The sequence below is a fragment of the Jatrophihabitans sp. genome (assembly GCF_035474675.1).
In the GTDB taxonomy this organism is placed as follows: domain Bacteria; phylum Actinomycetota; class Actinomycetes; order Mycobacteriales; family Jatrophihabitantaceae; genus Jatrophihabitans_A.
In genome coordinates this window covers 1-15,559 of sequence record NZ_DATINC010000060.1, presented here as the reverse complement: position 1 = coordinate 15,559, position 15,559 = coordinate 1, and the positions used below count along the sequence as shown (strand labels likewise).

At 72.2% G+C, this 15,559-nt stretch carries 15 protein-coding genes; 5 read left to right on the top strand and 10 right to left on the bottom strand.

The features are described from left to right. Positions 1–27: 27 nt before the first annotated feature. The gene (serS, locus tag VLJ82_RS07035; protein ID WP_408662621.1) at positions 28–1,266 is read left to right on the top strand and encodes a serine--tRNA ligase; all 1,239 of its coding nucleotides are present in this window, start codon (positions 28–30) and stop codon (positions 1,264–1,266) included. 59 nt (positions 1,267–1,325) lie between these two features. Here serS and VLJ82_RS07030 read toward each other — a convergent pair whose 3' ends face one another. Next, on the bottom strand, positions 1,326–1,622 hold the full coding sequence (locus tag VLJ82_RS07030) for a hypothetical protein (protein ID WP_408662620.1): 297 nt from the start codon (positions 1,620–1,622) through the stop codon (positions 1,326–1,328). Positions 1,623–1,720: 98 nt separating this feature from the next. Further along, on the bottom strand, positions 1,721–2,404 hold the full coding sequence (locus VLJ82_RS07025) for a class I SAM-dependent methyltransferase (protein ID WP_408662619.1): 684 nt from the start codon (positions 2,402–2,404) through the stop codon (positions 1,721–1,723). Positions 2,405–2,487: 83 nt separating this feature from the next. Between VLJ82_RS07025 and VLJ82_RS07020 the strand changes: the two genes are divergently transcribed. After that, positions 2,488–3,552 (top strand): threonine aldolase family protein, encoded by a 1,065-nt coding sequence (locus tag VLJ82_RS07020; RefSeq protein ID WP_408662618.1) that lies wholly within the window; start codon positions 2,488–2,490, stop codon positions 3,550–3,552. Positions 3,553–3,602: 50 nt separating this feature from the next. Here the strand turns inward: VLJ82_RS07020 and VLJ82_RS07015 are convergent, their stop codons facing one another. Next, entirely contained in the window at positions 3,603–4,418 is an 816-nt protein-coding gene (locus tag VLJ82_RS07015) for a hypothetical protein (RefSeq protein ID WP_408662617.1), read from the bottom strand. 110 nt (positions 4,419–4,528) lie between these two features. Between VLJ82_RS07015 and VLJ82_RS07010 the strand changes: the two genes are divergently transcribed. Beyond that, entirely contained in the window at positions 4,529–5,611 is a 1,083-nt protein-coding gene (locus VLJ82_RS07010) for a spore photoproduct lyase family protein (RefSeq protein WP_408662616.1), read from the top strand. A gap of 25 nt (positions 5,612–5,636) precedes the next feature. Here the strand turns inward: VLJ82_RS07010 and VLJ82_RS07005 are convergent, their stop codons facing one another. From VLJ82_RS07005 to VLJ82_RS06995, 3 genes are read right to left on the bottom strand one after another with little or no spacing between them, the layout of a single operon-like run. Then, the gene (locus VLJ82_RS07005; protein WP_408662615.1) at positions 5,637–6,029 is read right to left on the bottom strand and encodes a RidA family protein; all 393 of its coding nucleotides are present in this window, start codon (positions 6,027–6,029) and stop codon (positions 5,637–5,639) included. Between the two features lie 30 nt (positions 6,030–6,059). After that, positions 6,060–6,776: an AAA family ATPase gene (locus tag VLJ82_RS07000; RefSeq protein ID WP_408662614.1), complete on the bottom strand. Its 717-nt coding sequence runs from the start codon at positions 6,774–6,776 to the stop codon at positions 6,060–6,062. Between the two features lie 35 nt (positions 6,777–6,811). Further along, positions 6,812–7,351 (bottom strand): AAA family ATPase, encoded by a 540-nt coding sequence (locus VLJ82_RS06995; RefSeq protein WP_408662613.1) that lies wholly within the window; start codon positions 7,349–7,351, stop codon positions 6,812–6,814. Positions 7,352–7,416: 65 nt separating this feature from the next. Between VLJ82_RS06995 and VLJ82_RS06990 the strand changes: the two genes are divergently transcribed. After that, positions 7,417–8,304, top strand: coding sequence for an alpha/beta fold hydrolase (locus tag VLJ82_RS06990; protein WP_408662612.1), 888 nt, complete (start codon positions 7,417–7,419; stop codon positions 8,302–8,304). Between the two features lie 33 nt (positions 8,305–8,337). On the opposite strand, the gene VLJ82_RS06985 is transcribed toward VLJ82_RS06990, so the two are convergent. The 4 genes from VLJ82_RS06985 to VLJ82_RS06970 form a co-directional block, all read right to left on the bottom strand. Beyond that, entirely contained in the window at positions 8,338–9,000 is a 663-nt protein-coding gene (locus VLJ82_RS06985; protein WP_408662611.1) for an ABC transporter ATP-binding protein, read from the bottom strand. Continuing rightward, complete coding sequence (locus VLJ82_RS06980; RefSeq protein WP_408662610.1) at positions 8,997–9,872, bottom strand: ABC transporter ATP-binding protein; 876 nt, start codon at positions 9,870–9,872, stop codon at positions 8,997–8,999. The genes VLJ82_RS06985 and VLJ82_RS06980 overlap by 4 nt, the downstream gene beginning before the upstream one ends. Then, the gene (locus VLJ82_RS06975) at positions 9,869–13,039 is read right to left on the bottom strand and encodes an FtsX-like permease family protein (RefSeq protein ID WP_408662609.1); all 3,171 of its coding nucleotides are present in this window, start codon (positions 13,037–13,039) and stop codon (positions 9,869–9,871) included. Before VLJ82_RS06975 ends, VLJ82_RS06980 begins: the two co-directional genes overlap by 4 nt. A gap of 166 nt (positions 13,040–13,205) precedes the next feature. After that, on the bottom strand, positions 13,206–13,739 hold the full coding sequence (locus VLJ82_RS06970; RefSeq protein ID WP_408662608.1) for a VOC family protein: 534 nt from the start codon (positions 13,737–13,739) through the stop codon (positions 13,206–13,208). 349 nt (positions 13,740–14,088) lie between these two features. On the opposite strand from VLJ82_RS06970, the gene VLJ82_RS06965 reads away from it, so the two are divergent. Continuing rightward, on the top strand, positions 14,089–15,559 hold a 1,471-nt coding region (locus VLJ82_RS06965), incomplete at its 3' end, for a lamin tail domain-containing protein (RefSeq protein WP_408662607.1).

Below are 15,559 nucleotides of genomic sequence, written 5' to 3'. Positions count from 1 at the left end.
GCCGGAAAGCCTGGAGAGAAACCGCGCATGATCGACCTGAAGAAGCTGGCCGCCGATCCGGACTCCTATCGCCGCTCGCTGGCCAAGCGCGGTGCGGAATCGGTCGACGTGGACGGCGTCCTCAAGGCGCAGCAGCTGGTCACCCAGCTGACCCAGGAGTTCGAGCAGCTGCGGGTGCAGAGCAAGGAGCTGACCAAGCGGGCCGCCCGGGACGAGGCGCTGCGCGCCGAGGCGCGCGAGCTGCGCGACCAGCAGACCGAGCTGGAAGGCCGGCTGCGGCAGGCCCGCGAGGAGCTGACCACCAGGGCGTCCTGGCTGCCCAACTACCTCGACGACCGGGTGCCGGCCGGCGACGAGACCCACAACAGCGTGATCCGGGCGGCCAACCTGCCGGCCGGCGAGCGCAGCTACCGGCCGCACGACGAGATCGCGCACGGCCTGGGCATCCTCGACACCGAGCGGGCCGCGAAGCTGTCCGGTTCCCGGTTCTACGTGCTCAAGGGCGACGGCGTCCGGCTGCGGCTGGCGATGTTCCAGCTCTTCCTCGACCTGGTCTCCGGACAGGACTTCGAGCTGGTGTCACCGCCGGTGCTGGCCAAGAAGTTCTCCTTCTTCGCCTCGGGATACCTGCCGTTCGCCCAGTCCGACAACTTCGGCATCGCCGACTCCGAGCTGTCGTTGACCGGCACCTCGGAGCAGACGCTGCTGGCCATGCACGGCGACGAGGTGATGGACCAGCTGCCGGTGAAGTACCTCGGCGACTCGATGTGCTTCCGCACCGAGGCGGGCAGCCACGGCCGCGACGTGCGCGGCATGCTGCGGGTGCACCAGTTCTACAAGCTGGAGCAGTTCCTGTTCTGCGCGCCGGACGAGGCCGAGGCGCTGCACCTGCAGACCCTCGACAACGAGGTGGCCTTCATCGAGGCGCTCAACGTGCCGAGCCAGACGGTCATCTGCAGCTCCGGCGACGTGGCCGCACCCGGCTACTTCAAGTACGACGTCGAGGCCTGGTTCCCGTCCACCGGCACGTTCCGGGAGCTGACCTCCAACACCAACCTGACCGACTACCAGACCCGGCGGGCCGGCATCCGGACCCGGATCGAGGGCAAGATGGTGCACCCGTACACCATCTCGGCGACCGGCTTCTCGGACCGGCACATCGCCGCGATGCTGGAGAACAACCAGCTGGACGACGGCTCGGTGGCGGTGCCGGAGGCGCTGCGGCCCTACCTGGGCGGCCGTGAGGTGCTGCGCCCGGCCGGTTAGCTTCTTGGGACTGGTGACCGGGGAGCCGGCCCGGCGAGCGGGCCGGCTCCGCGTCCGGCTCAGAAGTGGCAGTTGTACAGCCGCCCGTCGTTGGGGATCCAGCCGTTGTCCAAGCCGTTGCCGTGCCCGTAGATCCAGGTCTCGGCGTGGTTGAAGTGGTCGATCCGGAAGCCACCGCCGGCCGGGATCGTGTACATCACGCTGCCGCCCTCGGTGTAGCGGACCCAGGTGTTCTGGTTGACGTTGCAGACTTGGCCCGGTAGCGCCGCGAATGCCGGGCTGGCTGGCAACAGCGCCACCGCTGCCACCGCCCCGAGCCCGGCCGCCGCGATCCGGGCCGATCTGGCTCTGCTCATGGTCGTCTCCTCAGCCCGGCCAGCCGGTCCGAGCGGCGAGTTCCGCTCCCCCTCTACACCGGGTACGCACCGTAGGCCAGATTTGAAACAAATGTCAATCATGAGGTCTCAGGGCGAAATGCCTGGCTGATCCGTCGGTGCACGCTGACCAGGTAGCCGTCCGGCTCGCCTGCGCCGTCCCAGCTGCCATATTGGTGCGTCCCGGTCAAGCCCGCCGCGGCGCAGGCGGCCAGGTAGTCCTCTGCCGGCGTCACCGGGCAGCCGGCCGGCAGGTGCGCGGCGTCCAGCCCGAAGCCGGCGACCAGCAGACCGTCCGGCGCCAGCACCGCGGCGAGCCGCTGGACGCTGGCGTCCAGCGTGCCGGGTGCCAGCAGCGGAATGACGTTGCCGGCAGCCACCACCAGGTCGGCACCGTGCTCGGCGAGCTCGGGCACCCCGGCCAGGTCGGCCAGCCGGCCGCGGTCGGGCAGGGTGGCCAGGTCCGCGGCCAGCCACGGCAGGTCCGGCCGGGCCCGGCGCGCCTCGGCCAGCATCGAGGCGTCCACGTCCACCCCGAGGGTGCGGTAGCCGAGATCAGCCAGCCGGGCGGCGACCCGGCCGGTGCCGCAACCGGCGTCCAGCACCGTCGCGGGCGGGGGCAGCAGGCCGGCGCAGAAGCCGGCCTCGCCGTGCACGTCCCGTCCGGCGGCGGCCAGCCGGGCGAACCGGGCGGCGTACTCCGGCCCTGAGGTGTGCCCGGCGATCGCCGACCACCGGGTGGCCGGCTGGCTCTCGGCGTCCATGGTGCTGCAGAGCCTAGGGCCCGCGCCGGCCCCGGTCGAACCATGCCGGTCGGCTCCGGCCGGCGATGGGGGAGACTGGCCGGGTGGACGAACAGACCAGGGCCCGGCGGGCGGCGTGCACCGAGTTCGTCAACGGCGACGGGCTGGTGCAGCCGGCCGACCTGCTGGCCACCATCGACCCGGGCACCGAAGCCGACGTCTACGGCGACGGTGGGGTGGTGGCCGACCTGGAGCGCTACATTGCCGGACTGCTCGGCAAGCCCGCCGCGGTGTTCCTGCCCAGCGGCACGATGGCCCAGGGCGCCACGCTGCGGGTGCACGCCGACCGGCGCACCAGCCGCACCGTGCTGTGGCACCCGGCCTGCCACCTGGACAACCACGAGGGGCAGGCGCACGCCCGGTTGCACGACCTCATCGGCCGCCCCGTGGGCGAGCCGGACCGGCTGATCACCCGCGCCGACCTGGACGGAGTGGCCGAGCCGGTCGCCGCGCTGCTGCTGGAGTTGCCGCAACGGGACCTGGGCGGCCAGCAGCCGGACTGGGGCGACCTGGTCGACCAGCTGGCCTGGGCCCGGGACCGGGGCGCCGCCGTGCACCTGGACGGCGCCCGGCTGTGGGAGGCCTCGGCCGGCTACGACCGCCCGCCGGCCGATATCGCGGCCCTGTTCGACACGGTGTATGTCTCGTTCTACAAGGGGATCGGGGCGCTGCCGGGCTGCTGCGTGGCCGGGCCGGAGGCCGAGGTGGCTCAGGTGCGGGAGTGGCGACGGCGGCTCGGCGGCACCCTGTTCGGCATGTGGCCGAACGCGGCGTCCGCGTTGGCGCTGCTGCCCGAGCGGCTGGCCGAGATGCCGGGACGGCTGCGGCACGCCCGCGCGATCGCCGCCGCGCTGGCCGGGGTCGCCGGAGTGCGGGTGGTGCCTGATCCACCGCAGGTGCCGATGATGCACCTGCTGTTCGAAGTGCCTTTCGACCGGTTCTGCGACAACGCCCGGCGGCTGGCCGAGCAGTCCGGCATCTGGACCTGGGCCAAGCCGTACCCGACCGGCGACCCGAACGTGGTGCGCTGCGAGCTGAACGTGGGACGGGCCACCTGCCGGCTGGAGCCAGCGGCGGTCGCCGACGCGCTGGCCGCGCTGGTCGCCTGACGGGTCCTCGCTCAGCCCGACGGTCTTTGCTCGGCCTGAGGAGTTCTCGCTCAACCCGGGGTGGCGGGGCGACGCAGTCGCAGGTAGTTCCAGCCGACCAGGCCGACGGTCAGCACCAGCAGCACCGCGAACGGCACGATCACGTCGCGGGCCTGCCCGATCAGCAGGGTGGAGAACAGGTTGATCACCAGGCCGCCGAGCAGGGTACCGAGCACGAAGCTGAACAGCGGGCGCTGCAGGCCCAGGGTGAGCGACCTGACCAGCGACGGCTTCTGCACCCGGGCCAGCACGCTGGTCACTGCCGCCTGGTAGCTCGCGCCGACGTTGGCGTGGGCCAGCTTTGCCGCGCAGGAGGTGCAGATGTGCCCGCTGCGGAGCTTGTAGACCTTGTCGGTCTTCTGCAACACCAGGTCGAAGATGCAGGCCTGGGTCTGCAGGTGGTAGAGCTGCTCGAAGTCGTCGATACCGGTCGCCCGCCGGTACTGCAGCCACAGCAGCTCGGTGACCAGGGTCTGGGCGACGTACTCCTCCTTGGTGCGGCCGGCCTGTTCGGAGACCTCCTGGGTCTGGTGCAGGGTGATCACGACCGAGTCGGTGCCCTGGGTGACGGTGTAGAAGTTGCCGTCGATCGGAGCGACCGTCACGCCGACGTGCACATGGCCCGGAATCCGTTTCGGAAAGGCGTGGAACAGGGTTTCCCGCGAGTAGGCAAGGTCGTTCACGTCCGGCTTGCCGATGGAGTGCCGGGTGTCGAGCAGGTCGACCGAGATCACCTGCTGGCAGCCGTTGATCAGCTTGGCGACCGCCCGCAGGTCCAGGTCGCCGCTGTAGCCGAGTGAGAACAGGTGCACGTACTGGCTGGTCATGCCAGCCTCCCTCCCCCGGAACTCGGCCTCATGGTGGCGGTGATCACCTCTGGTTGTCCAGAGCGTGCACAGGTTGGCGCGTTGTCGGTACCGCCCGGTAGGAAGGAGGCATGACCGCTGCCGCTCCTACCGCCGGCCGGTCGCTGCTCGGGATCCGGCGGATCTGGGCGGAGCCCGAGTCGGTGGCCAGCCCCCGCGGTCGGCAGATCCTCGGCCGGTTCCCCGGCGCCGAAGTGATCGAGGTCGACTCGCACTGGAAGATCGAGCAGTTGCACGGCAACGCCGGCAACGTCGAGCGGTGGGTGCGGGTCAAGTCCGAGGACCTGGTGATGGGGGTGAAGAAGTCGCTGTCGGCGCGGCCGAACGGCCGGTCGGCGGACTGGATCGCCCCGTCGCTGGCCAACGGCTGCGCGATGGCCTGTGCCTACTGCTACGTGCCGCGCCGCAAGGGCTACGCCAACCCGATCACGGTCTTCACCAACATCGAGCAGGTGCTCGGCTACCTCACCCGGCACATCGCCCGGCAGGGCGCCAAGACCGAGCCCGACCAGTGCGATCCGCTGGCCTGGGTCTATGACATCGGCGAGAACGGCGACTGCTCGGTGGACGCGCTGGTCAGCGACAACGTCGCCGACCTGATCGCCATGTTTCGCGACCAGCCGGCTGCCAAGGCCTCGTTCGCCACCAAGTACGTCAACCGCGGCCTGCTCGACCTCGACCCGCGCGGGCGCACCCGGGTCCGGTTCTCCCTGATGCCGCAGGCCGATTCCCGGTTGCTGGACATCCGCACCAGCCCGATCGCAGACCGGATCGCCGCCATCGACGACTTCGTCGCCGCCGGTTACGAGGTGCACCTGAACCTCTCCCCGGTGGTGCTGCGCGACGGCTGGCAGTCCGACTGGGCCGAGCTGCTGCGCCAGGTGGGAGACGGCACCGGCGCGGCGTTCCGGGCCCAGGCGGCGGCCGAGGTGATCCTGCTGACCCACAACCGGGACCTGCACCAGGTGAACCTCGGCTGGCATTCCAAGGCCGAGGAGGTGCTGTGGCGTCCGGAGCTGCAGCAGGCCAAGCGGTCGGAGAACGGGAGCTGGAACGTCCGCTACCGCAACGGCGTCAAGGCCGACGCGGTACGCCAGGTGCGGGAGCTGGTCGCCGCCGAGGCACCCTGGCTGACGATCCGGTACGCCTTCTAGAACACACCTTCTGGAGCACTCGCGGTCAGTCGGGGAGGATCGCGTCCGCCTCGACCTCGACCAGCAGGTCCGGTGCGATCAGCGCGCTGACCTCCAGCATCGAGGCGGCCGGCTGGATGCCGGCGAAGAACTCGCCGTGCGCCCGCCCGACCTCCTCCCAGCGGCTGATGTCGGTGACGAACATCCGGGTCCGTACCACGTGTTCCAGCCGGGCACCGGCCTCGTGCAGAGCGGCCTCGATCCGGCGGATCGCCTCGCGGGTCTGCTCGGCTATGTCGTCGCCGCCCACCGCCCCGCCCTCGGGCCGGGCCGCCGTGGTGCCGGCCACCGACACCCAGTTGCCCACCCGGACGGCCCGGGAGTAGCCGATCAGGGGTTCGTACCTGCCGCCTGAGAACACCGTCTGCCGCTGGCTCATGGCCGGAGTATCGCAGCCGGGGAGAACCGGTCAGAACAGGTGGCGCAGGTAGCTCTCGGGGCGGGACAGGAACGCCTGCCAGTGGTTGACCAGTTCCAGCTCCGCCCAGCTCGCCGGCCGGATTCCGTGCTCGCCGAACTCCAGGATGGTGGCCCCCGGCAACGCGGCCAGCAGCGGGGAATGGGTGGCGAGCACCACCTGCGAGCCGGTATCGGCCATCGCGGCCAGCAGGCTCAGCAATTGCAGGCAGGAGGTGAACGACAGCGCCGCCTCCGGCTCGTCCAGCAGGAACAGCCCGCGTTCGGTGGTCCGGGACTCCAGGTAGCGCAGGAAGGCCTCGCCGTGCGAGCGGGAGTTGAGCCCGCCGTCGAAGGCCCGGCGCGACGTGCCCGCGGCGTCCACCTCGGTGAACAGGCCGTGCATCGCCTCGGCGCGCAGGAAGCAGCCGCCGTCCGGGCGGGGCCACTCGGTCCGCAACCACAGCGCCCGGTGCAGGTCGGCGTCCTCGTCGGCCGGCTCCGGACCCCAGTGCCCGACCTCCGACTTCAGTCCGGATCGCCAGGCCGCCGCCACCGCCTCGACGAAGGTGGACTTGCCGGACCCGTTCTCGCCCACGATCACCGTCACCCGGGGATCGAGGTCCACGCCGGAAGACCGGAGCGCAGCGATCGCCGGCACCTCGAAGTACCAGGCGTCGGGCGTCCGCACCCGCGCCTCGTCGACCTCGACCCGCTCCAGGACGGCCATCCGGGAGAAGCTACCGGCTCGGTTCTGGTGGGGCGTCAGTGCCCGCGGTAGAGCAGGTCGCCGGCGGCCAGCTTTCGCCGGATCTGGGCGGCGATCTGCTCCGGGGGTTCCTCGCCGGTGACCAGGTAACGCGCCGGGATGCCGGCGGCGGCGAATTGCCGGTGCACCTGCTCGGTCGCCGCCAGGTCGGTGAAGCCGTGCCCGGTCCGGCCGGTCACCCGGGCCAGGCAGCAGTCCAGCGGCGGCAGCAGGACGGCATAGTGCAGCTCGGACAGGCCGGTCGCGGCCAGGAACACGTCCGAGAACCACGGGCCGATCACCCCGTCGTAGACGACCTGATACCCACCATCGACCAGCCGGCCGGTGGCGGCCGCCGCGGCCCGCATCACCACGTCGTTCTGCTGGTGTGCCTCGTCCCGCCAGGGATCGACATACCCCTGCCGGAGGAAGGCGAAGAACTCATCGCCCACCACCAGCGCGCTGCGGTCGTAGGAGTCGGCGAGCAGCCGGGCCACGGTGGACTTGCCGGCGCCGGGTGGTCCGCTCACCACGATCAGCCCGGCCACGACGGCCATTGTTCCGCACCTGGCACAGCCGCCGTACCCGGACCGCCGGCGATCGGCCGCCCTAGGATGGCCGGATGGCGGACTTCTCCACGGTGACCACGGCGGACGGCAGGGTGCTGGAGTACCTGGTCAGCGGCCCGCCGGACGGGAAGACCCTGCTGTTCCAGCCCGGCACGCCGAGCGCGGGGATGCTGCTGTCGGCGGTCGTCGAGCCCGCCGAGCAGCTGGGGCTGCGCGTGGTCAGCTACTCCCGGCCCGGTTACGGGCAGTCCACCCCGCGGCCGGGGCGTGGCGTGGCCGATGCCGTCACCGACATCGAGACCGTCCTGGACGCGGTCGGCGTCGAGCGGTTCGTGACCCTCGGCTGGTCCGGCGGCGGCCCGCACGCGCTGGCCACCGGCGCGCTGCTGCCCGAGCGGTGCCAGGCGGTGGCGGTGCTGGCGGGCCCGGCCCCTTACCCGGCATATGGCATCGACTGGTTCGCCGGCATGGACTCCGGCAACGTCGAGGAGTTCGGCGCGGCACTGGCCGGCAAGGACGAGCTGACCGCGCTGCTGGAGACGTTCGCGGCCGAGCTGGGCGGCGTGACCGGTGAGGGCGTGACCGAGGGACTGGGCGACCTGCTTTCGCCGGTGGACCGGGCGGCGCTGACCGGCGAGTTCGCCGAGGAGATGGCGGCGGGGCTGCGCCGCGCGGTGAGCAACGGGATCGCCGGCTGGCGGGACGACGACCTCGCCTTCGTCTCCTACTGGGGATTCGACCTGGCCGGGATCAGCGTGCCGGTCGCCGTCTGGCAGGGCCGGCAGGACCGGATGGTGCCGTTCGAGCACGGCCAGTGGCTGGCCGCCAAGGTGCCGAACGCCCAGGCACACCTGTTCGCCACCGAGGGGCACCTGTCGATGGTCAGCCGGTTCGGCGAGATCTTCGCCGACCTGCTGGAACTGGCCGACCGGCCTCGCTGACTCCGCACCCCGCCGGGCAGCTACCGGCACGGGCTAGCGGCTGGCGGTCAGTCGGCCGTTGGTCAGCTGGATCTGGCGGTGGCAGCGCGCCGCCACCTCCGGGTCGTGGGTGCAGATCACCACGGTGGATCCCCTGTCCGCCAAGGCGAAAACTCGTTCCAGCACGCGCAGCCGGGAGTCGTGGTCCAGCTCGGCGGTGAGCTCGTCGGCCAGCAACACCACCGGCTCCACCACCAGGGCACGGGCGATCGCGACCCGCTGCTGCTGGCCACCGGACAGCTGCTCGACCAGGTGGTCGGCGACGTCCTCCAGGCCCAGCACCGCCAGCGCGTCCTCGGCACGGTCGAGAATGTCGTTGCGTTCCAGGCCCTGTCCCTGCAGCACCACCTCGACGTTCTCGGCGGCGCTGAGCACGCTGACCAGGCCGTAGCCCTGCAGCACCAGGCCGTACCCCGCCGGCACCGTGCCGTCCGGTTGCGGGCCGGTCCTGGACACCGTTCCGCTGTCGGGCGGTTCCAGCCCGGCCAGCAGTGCCAGCAGGCTGGACTTGCCGCTGCCGGACGGCCCGGTGATCGCCAGCACCTCGCCCGGGTAGGCGCTCACCGAGACCTCGTCCAGCACCGTCCGGCCGCCCCGCCGGTAGCTCACCCGGTCCGCCACCAGGGTGGGCTGGCCGGCGGCGTGCCGCCCGGTCACCGGTAGCTCCCGGACCGCCGGCCGTCGGTGCTGGTGGCCACGAACTCCACGCCGCCGGGCTTGCGCACCACCCGCAGCTGGGAACCGGGCGGCAGCCCCGCCAGCACGTCCGGCGGCAGCCGCACCGTGCCGTCGGCCTCCACGTGGACGAACTGCTCGCGCAGCTGGTCGCGGTCGTCGGCATGCCCCTCGGTGATGGTGACGGTGCGTCCCATCGCCGCCGCCACCGCCGGGTCGTGGGTCACCACCACCACGGTGGTGCCGAAGCTCGAGGTGATCCTGGCCAGCAGCTCGCCGACCTTGTCGCGGTTGACGGTGTCGAGCTGCGAGGTCGGCTCGTCGGCCAGCAGCAGGCCGGGGGAGCCCGCCATCGCCACCGCGACCGCCAGCCGCTGCTGCTCGCCACCGGACATCCGCGACACCCGCTGCCCGGCGAGCTCCGACAGGCCCAGCGCGGCCAGCAGCTCGGCCGGGGCCTGCAGGTCGATCCGCCGGTAGCCGCGCAGCGCGCGCTGGGCGAAGCTGATGTTCTGCTCGGCGGTGCCGTAGGGCAGCAGGTTGCGCGACGGGTTCTGCACCACCACGCCGACCCGGTGGCCGCGCAGCTGCAGCAGCTCCGGCTCGCTCATCACCGTGATGTCGTCGGCGCCGAGGTAGATCTGGCCGGAGGACGGCCGCAGCAGCCCGGCCAGCAGGTTCAGCAGGGTCGACTTGCCCGACCCGGACGGCCCGAGCAGCGCCACCGACTCACCCGCCGCCACGCTGAACTCGACGTTGTCCAGGGCGGTGATCTCTTCGCCGTCCAGCTCGTAGTAGTGGCACAGGTGCTCGCAGTAGATCGCGAGCCCGGTCTGCAACACCCGCGCGGTCACTCGGCCTCCCGCAGCCGGGCCGGGGCCGCGGCCCGCAGCAGCGCGCGTCCGGCCAGCACCGCGGTGCCGGCCAGCAGCAGGCCGAAGACCAGCGCGAACAGCGCGATGCCGGTCAGCGCCGGCCGGTAGCTCAGCGACACCGGGGTGATGTCGGCGAACTCCGGCACCGACGGCAGGGCCCAGCGGGCGGCCAGGTAGCCGGCCGGCACGCCGAGCAGCACGGCGGCACCCAGCAACAGCAGCTGTTCGGAGATGCAGGCGCCCAGCAGCGTCCGACGGCGGATGCCCACCGCGCGCAGCGACGCCAGCTCGAAGGTGCGGCGCCGGCCGGTCGAGGCGATCGCGATGGCGGTGCCGCCGACGGCCAGGATCGAGCCCACGATGGCGCACACCACCAGCAGCCGCAAGGCCAGCGCCGGCCCCTGCCGTCCCAGCTCGTCGAGCCGGTTGGCGTAGCTGGCGCCGGGTTCGACCACCAGGCCGGCGGCACGCAGCCGGTCGAGCGCGTCGGCCGGCGCGTGCGGTCCCAGCCAGATCGACCAGCTCGCCTCGCTGTCGAAGGCCGGCAGTTGCTGCCGCAGGCCGGTGATGTCGATCAGCACCCCGTCGTCCAGCACCCCGGGCAGCACCGCCGGGCTGCCCGCCACCGCGACCGGCACCACCGCGCCGGTCTCGTCCGACATCCGCAGGTTGGCCTGGCTGGCCGCGTCGGGGATCAGGCCGCGGGGAGAGGCCAGCACCGGCATCGGCCGCGGGCTGTCGGCATGGGAGATGCCTGCCGAGCCGCCGCTCTGGCTGCGGTAGTCGTCCTGCAGGCCGCCCGCGGTGGCGCTCAGGACGTCGTCGGAATTGCCCAGCCGGCTGGGCTGGGCGCGCCAGTTCCCGGCGGCGGCGAAGCCGGCATCGAGCTGCTGCCAGCGGCCGCCGGCGAGGAACTCCAGCTTGCTGACCCGCACCGTGCCGGACAGCTCGCCGAAGGTGTCGATCGGGCGGTCCCAGGTGATGCCGGTCAGCGTGCAGCCGGCGGCGCAGCTGACTGCCGCGGTGTAGGTGTGCTGGCCGGGAGTCAGCGTCCCGGCCCGGGCGTCGAAGGCCGGCCGGTTGGGGGCGCGCAGGTTCAGCACCACCAGCGGGCGGTTGCCAGCACCCAGCCGGACGGTGTCGATGCTGACCCGCAGCCGGGTGGTGTGCACCTCCAGCGGGGCCGGCAGGTTGGCCGGCCGGAGCGCTCGGACGGCCTCGACGGGATCCGGAGCCGAGCCACCGGAGTAGGCGACCGCGGGCAGCCGGGCGGCGTCCACCGCCAGCACCCGGCCGGTGACCGCGCCGCCGCCGTCCGGCAGCCAGGTGGCGGCGGCCATCGCCCACCTGCCGTCCGGGTCGGCGCGGTGGGTGGCGGCCACCGGGTCGTGCAACGGCTCGAACTGCACCGTGGCCACCCTGTCGGTGCCGACCTCGATCCGGGCCCGGGTCTGGGCGTTGGAGCTGGCCACGCCCTCCCCGGCGATCGCGAAGGTGGCCAGGCCCACCGCGACCGCCAGCAGCGCGGCCAGCCGCAGCCCGGCCGGCCGCCGGACCACCTGCCGGGCGGCCAGGAACAGCCCGATCCGCCCGGAGGCCCGGGTCATCGGCAGCAACGGGCGCAGCACCAGCGGCAGCAACCGGATGCCCAGCAGGGCGACGGCGAAGACCAGCAGCGCGGGCGCCAGCAGGGTGACCGCCCGGGGGTCGCCGTTGCGGCCGGTGCGGTGCAGCAGCACCAGGCCGAGCACCGCGGCCAGCGCCAGCAGCACGTCGAGCACCAGCATCAGCGGGCTGGCGTGGTGGCCGGGGGTGCGCCGCCACTGCTCCAGCACCGAGCGGCGCAGGGTCTTGCGGCCGGCTGCCGCGGCGGCCACCACGCTGCCGGCCAGTGCCGCCGCCACCGCCACCCAGGTGGCCCGGGTGACCGGGACCGGGGTGCCCGGCAGCAGCGAGGTGGCCGCCAGCAGCCGCACCGAGAGCCAGCCGCCCAGCAGGCCCAGCGGGGTGGCCAGCGCCACCAGCAGCAGCGGCTCGGCCAGCCCGAACCGGAGGGTGGCCGACGGCGGCAGGCCGCGCAGCTTGGCCAGCGCGATCTCCGAGCCCTTGGCCTCGACCGCGTCGGCGATCACCTGGAACAGCACCAGCCAGGCCAGCACCGTCAGCTGCAGCGACACCAGCAGGGTGGACAGGTCGATCAGCCTGCGCTCGGCCTGGGCGGCCTTGAGCACCGACAGCACGTCGGTGCTGAAGGAGTCGGCGACGCCGGGCTCCGACCGCAGCTCGACCAGCTTGGCCAGGTCCGCCCGCAACGCCGGGACGTCGGCCAGCCGCACCTGCTCGGCCGCCACCGGGTAGTCGACCTGCACCTCGAACCGGCTCGGATACAGCAGCGGCAGCTCGGACCGGTCGACGAACAGCCCGTCGACGGTGTCCGGCCCGTCGCCGGCGCCGGGCCGGGCGTTGAAGTAGCTGCGGCCCTGCCAGAACGCGTCGTTGGCATCGCGCTGCCGGTACGCCCCGACGATGGTCACCGCGACGCCGGGTTGCTCCAGCTGGGCGTTGCTCACCGAGGCGTCGGCGATGCCGGACAGCGTCAGCCGGGTGCCGACCTGCCAGCCGTAGTAGGTGCCGGCCAGGGTGCGCTCGCTGGCCAGCGCCTCGCCGGGCTTGGCAGGACAGCGGCCCCGGGTCAGCACCAGGTGCGCGCAGGCGTCGGTCCGCCAGACCAGCTGGCTGATCGGCCCGACGTCACCGACGGCCACCTGGGCCGGCAGCGAGGCCCGGACCGGCAGCACCGCCGCCACCAGGGTGTTCGGATAGGCCTTGATACTGCCCGGCTGTGGGCCGCCGCTGGCCGCGGCGGCCAGGTCGCCCTCGGTCTGCAGGTCGCGGATAAAGGTGAAGTGCAGTGCCGCGTCGCTGGCGGACTCGATCAGCCGGTCGCGCAGCGTCGACTCGTCGGCGGCCCGGGCGAACATCGGCCCGAGCGAGCCCGCGCCGATGGTGATCACGGCCACCAGCAGGGTCGCCGCCGACAGGCCCCGACGCCACCACAGGGCCCGCAGCAGCAAGGCCAGCCGGGAAGGACCGAAGCTGCTGATGGCGTCCTGCCTCTCTCCCCGGGACCGGCCGGCACCCGCCATTCGACACCTGGCCGCAGCCGCCCGGCGGCCAAGCTGCCGGGTAGTTATCCGACTGATGCCATTCGGTATCCGGGGCGTACCCGGTGCGAGCCGCCCGGCACGTTCGGCCGGGCGTCGCGGACTCTAGCCGGACGCGCCGACAGTGCCGACTTCCGGTGGGCGGGAGTTACCGGACGGCCTCCGCGACCGCCCGCGACACGCCGATGCCGCCTCGGGCATCCCGGCCGAACCGGGCGATCTCGCCCGCCAGGTCCAGCGGTCGGATCGAGGCGGCCCGGGTCCGGTCCTGCTCGGTCAGCAGATCGGCCGGGATCAGCCACACCACCTCGAACTCCAGGCCGTCGGGATCGCGGCCGTACAGCGACTTGGTGGTGCCGTGGTCGGACGCGCCGACCAGCGCGCCGGCGGCCGACAGCTTGCCGGCCAGGTCCTCCAGGTCACCGAGGGTGTCGACCTCCCAGGCCAGGTGGTAGAGCCCCACCGTGCCGCGACCGGCTCCGGACGGGCGGGCCGCGCTGCCGATCTGGAACAGGCCGAGGTCGTGGTCGTTGGACGAGCCGGGCGCCCGCAGGAACGCCGCCCCGGGGAAGCCGTCGCCGTTGGGGATGTAGTCGAAGCCGAACACGTCGCGGTAGAACGCCACGCTGGTGGCGACATCACGGACATAGAGCACGGCGTGGTTCAAACGGTAAACGGACATGGCGTCCTCCTAGAAACCCGACAAGATCGAGAAGATGATGCTCGGTACAGCGCTGTTGAGCGTTCAACTATTCCTCGGACAGTGCTTAAACATCATTGTGACCGAAATCACATCAGCTCTTGCTCAGCTCACTACCCCGCCTGCCGAGGCCTCACACCGTTGATACATCGGCATCTTCGCATCGCGCGTCCCGATCCGTTCACTTCCAGGCCGTCGATCCTTGCGGATTTGTTGAGCTTTCCGGTTAGGCGAAACGGCAACCGTCCACTACCGTCGCCCTATCCGACACACCCCGGCATCCGCCACCTTGCGGCTGCCGTCCTCCCCTGTCCTAATCCGGAGATAGTGCATGCGCGCACGCAATAAAGCTTTGATCAGTGGGCTGACCACGTCAGCGCTGGTTGCCGGCACCTGGCTCGCGGTTCCGACCTCGGCCTTCGCCGGGGCGAGCAGCAGTGCACCCGTTGTGATCAACGAGGTGTACGGCGGCGGCGGTAACACCGGCGCCACCTACAAGCAGGACTTCATCGAGCTCTACAACCGCAGCGGTGCGGCGGTGAACCTGGCCGGCTGGACCGTCCAGTACGCCTCCGCGACCGGCACCTCGTGGGCGACCACCGCGCTGACTGGCACCCTGCCGGCCGGTGCCTCCTACGTGGTGCGTGAGTCGCAGGGCGCCGGCGGCACCACCGACGTGCCGTCCGACGTCACCGGCACCATCGCGATGAGCGGCACCGCCGGCAAGGTGGCGCTGGTCAACACCACCGCCGCGCTGAGCTGCGGCGCCGACTGCGACGGCAACGCCGCGGTCGTCGACTTCGTCGGCTTCGGCACCACCGCCAACGACTTCGCCGGCACCGGGCCGACCCCGGCGCCGAGCAACACCAACTCGGTCTCGCGCAACGCCAGCCACGACAACACCGCCAACAACGCGGCCGACTTCACCGCCGGCGCGCCGAGCCCGGTGGCCTGTGGCAGCGCCTGCACCACCATCACCCCGCCCCCCGGCACCAACAAGACCATCGCCGAGATCCAGGGCACCGGCGCCTCCTCGCCGCTGGTGGGCAGCACCGTCACCACCAAGGGCATCGTCACGGCGGCCTACCCGAACGGCGGGTTCAAGGGCTACTACATCCAGACCCCGGGCACCGGCGGGTCGATCGACCCGGCCACCCACACCGCCTCGGACGGCATCTTCGTCTTCCAGTCCACCGGCGCCTTCCCGGCCGCCGTGCAGATCGGCAAGTACATCCAGGTCACCGGCGCGGTCAGCGAGTTCTTCGGCCTGACCGAGCTGTCGGTGGCCGCCGCCGACGTCACCGACCTCGGCACCCCGCCGGCGGGCGTCACCGCGGCCACCACCTCGAGCTGGCCGGCCACCGACGCCGCCCGCGAGTCGCTGGAGGGCATGCTCTACCGCCCGACCGGCAACTACACGGTCACCAACACCTTCACCACCAACCAGTTCGGCGAGGTCGGACTGGCCTCGGGCACCAAGCCGCTGATCCAGCGCACCGAGGTCGAGAAGCCCGGTCCGGCGTCCTCCAGCGCCACCGAGGCCGACAACGCGGCTCGGGCAGTCACCCTCGACGACGGCTCCAGCGTCAACTTCCTGGCCACCAGCGGTGGAGTGCTCGTCAACGGAGCCCTGACCCCGCCCTACATCTCCCAGACCGCTCCGGTCCGGGTGGGCGCGGCCGCCACCTTCACCAGCGACGTGATCGTCGACTGGCGTAACAGCGCGTGGAAGTTCCAGCCCACCACCACGGTCACCGGCCCGACCAACGCCAACTCCCCGGCCAGCTTCGCCAACACCCGCA

Excerpts from the sequence above, each read along its gene's own strand:
- VLJ82_RS07025 (WP_408662619.1), bottom strand. The coding sequence starts at position 2,404 with ATGGACGCCGAGAGCCAGCCGGCCACCCGGTGGTCGGCGATCGCCGGG.
- VLJ82_RS06970 (WP_408662608.1), bottom strand. The coding sequence starts at position 13,739 with ATGTCCGTTTACCGTTTGAACCACGCCGTGCTCTATGTCCGTGATGTC.
- VLJ82_RS07030 (WP_408662620.1), bottom strand. The coding sequence starts at position 1,622 with ATGAGCAGAGCCAGATCGGCCCGGATCGCGGCGGCCGGGCTCGGGGCG.
- VLJ82_RS07000 (WP_408662614.1), bottom strand. The coding sequence starts at position 6,776 with ATGGCCGTCCTGGAGCGGGTCGAGGTCGACGAGGCGCGGGTGCGGACG.
- VLJ82_RS06990 (WP_408662612.1), top strand. The coding sequence starts at position 7,417 with ATGGCGGACTTCTCCACGGTGACCACGGCGGACGGCAGGGTGCTGGAG.
- serS (WP_408662621.1), top strand. The coding sequence starts at position 28 with ATGATCGACCTGAAGAAGCTGGCCGCCGATCCGGACTCCTATCGCCGC.
- VLJ82_RS07010 (WP_408662616.1), top strand. The coding sequence starts at position 4,529 with ATGACCGCTGCCGCTCCTACCGCCGGCCGGTCGCTGCTCGGGATCCGG.
- VLJ82_RS07005 (WP_408662615.1), bottom strand. The coding sequence starts at position 6,029 with ATGAGCCAGCGGCAGACGGTGTTCTCAGGCGGCAGGTACGAACCCCTG.
- VLJ82_RS06975 (WP_408662609.1), bottom strand. The coding sequence starts at position 13,039 with ATGGCGGGTGCCGGCCGGTCCCGGGGAGAGAGGCAGGACGCCATCAGC.
- VLJ82_RS07015 (WP_408662617.1), bottom strand. The coding sequence starts at position 4,418 with ATGACCAGCCAGTACGTGCACCTGTTCTCACTCGGCTACAGCGGCGAC.
- VLJ82_RS06995 (WP_408662613.1), bottom strand. The coding sequence starts at position 7,351 with ATGGCCGTCGTGGCCGGGCTGATCGTGGTGAGCGGACCACCCGGCGCC.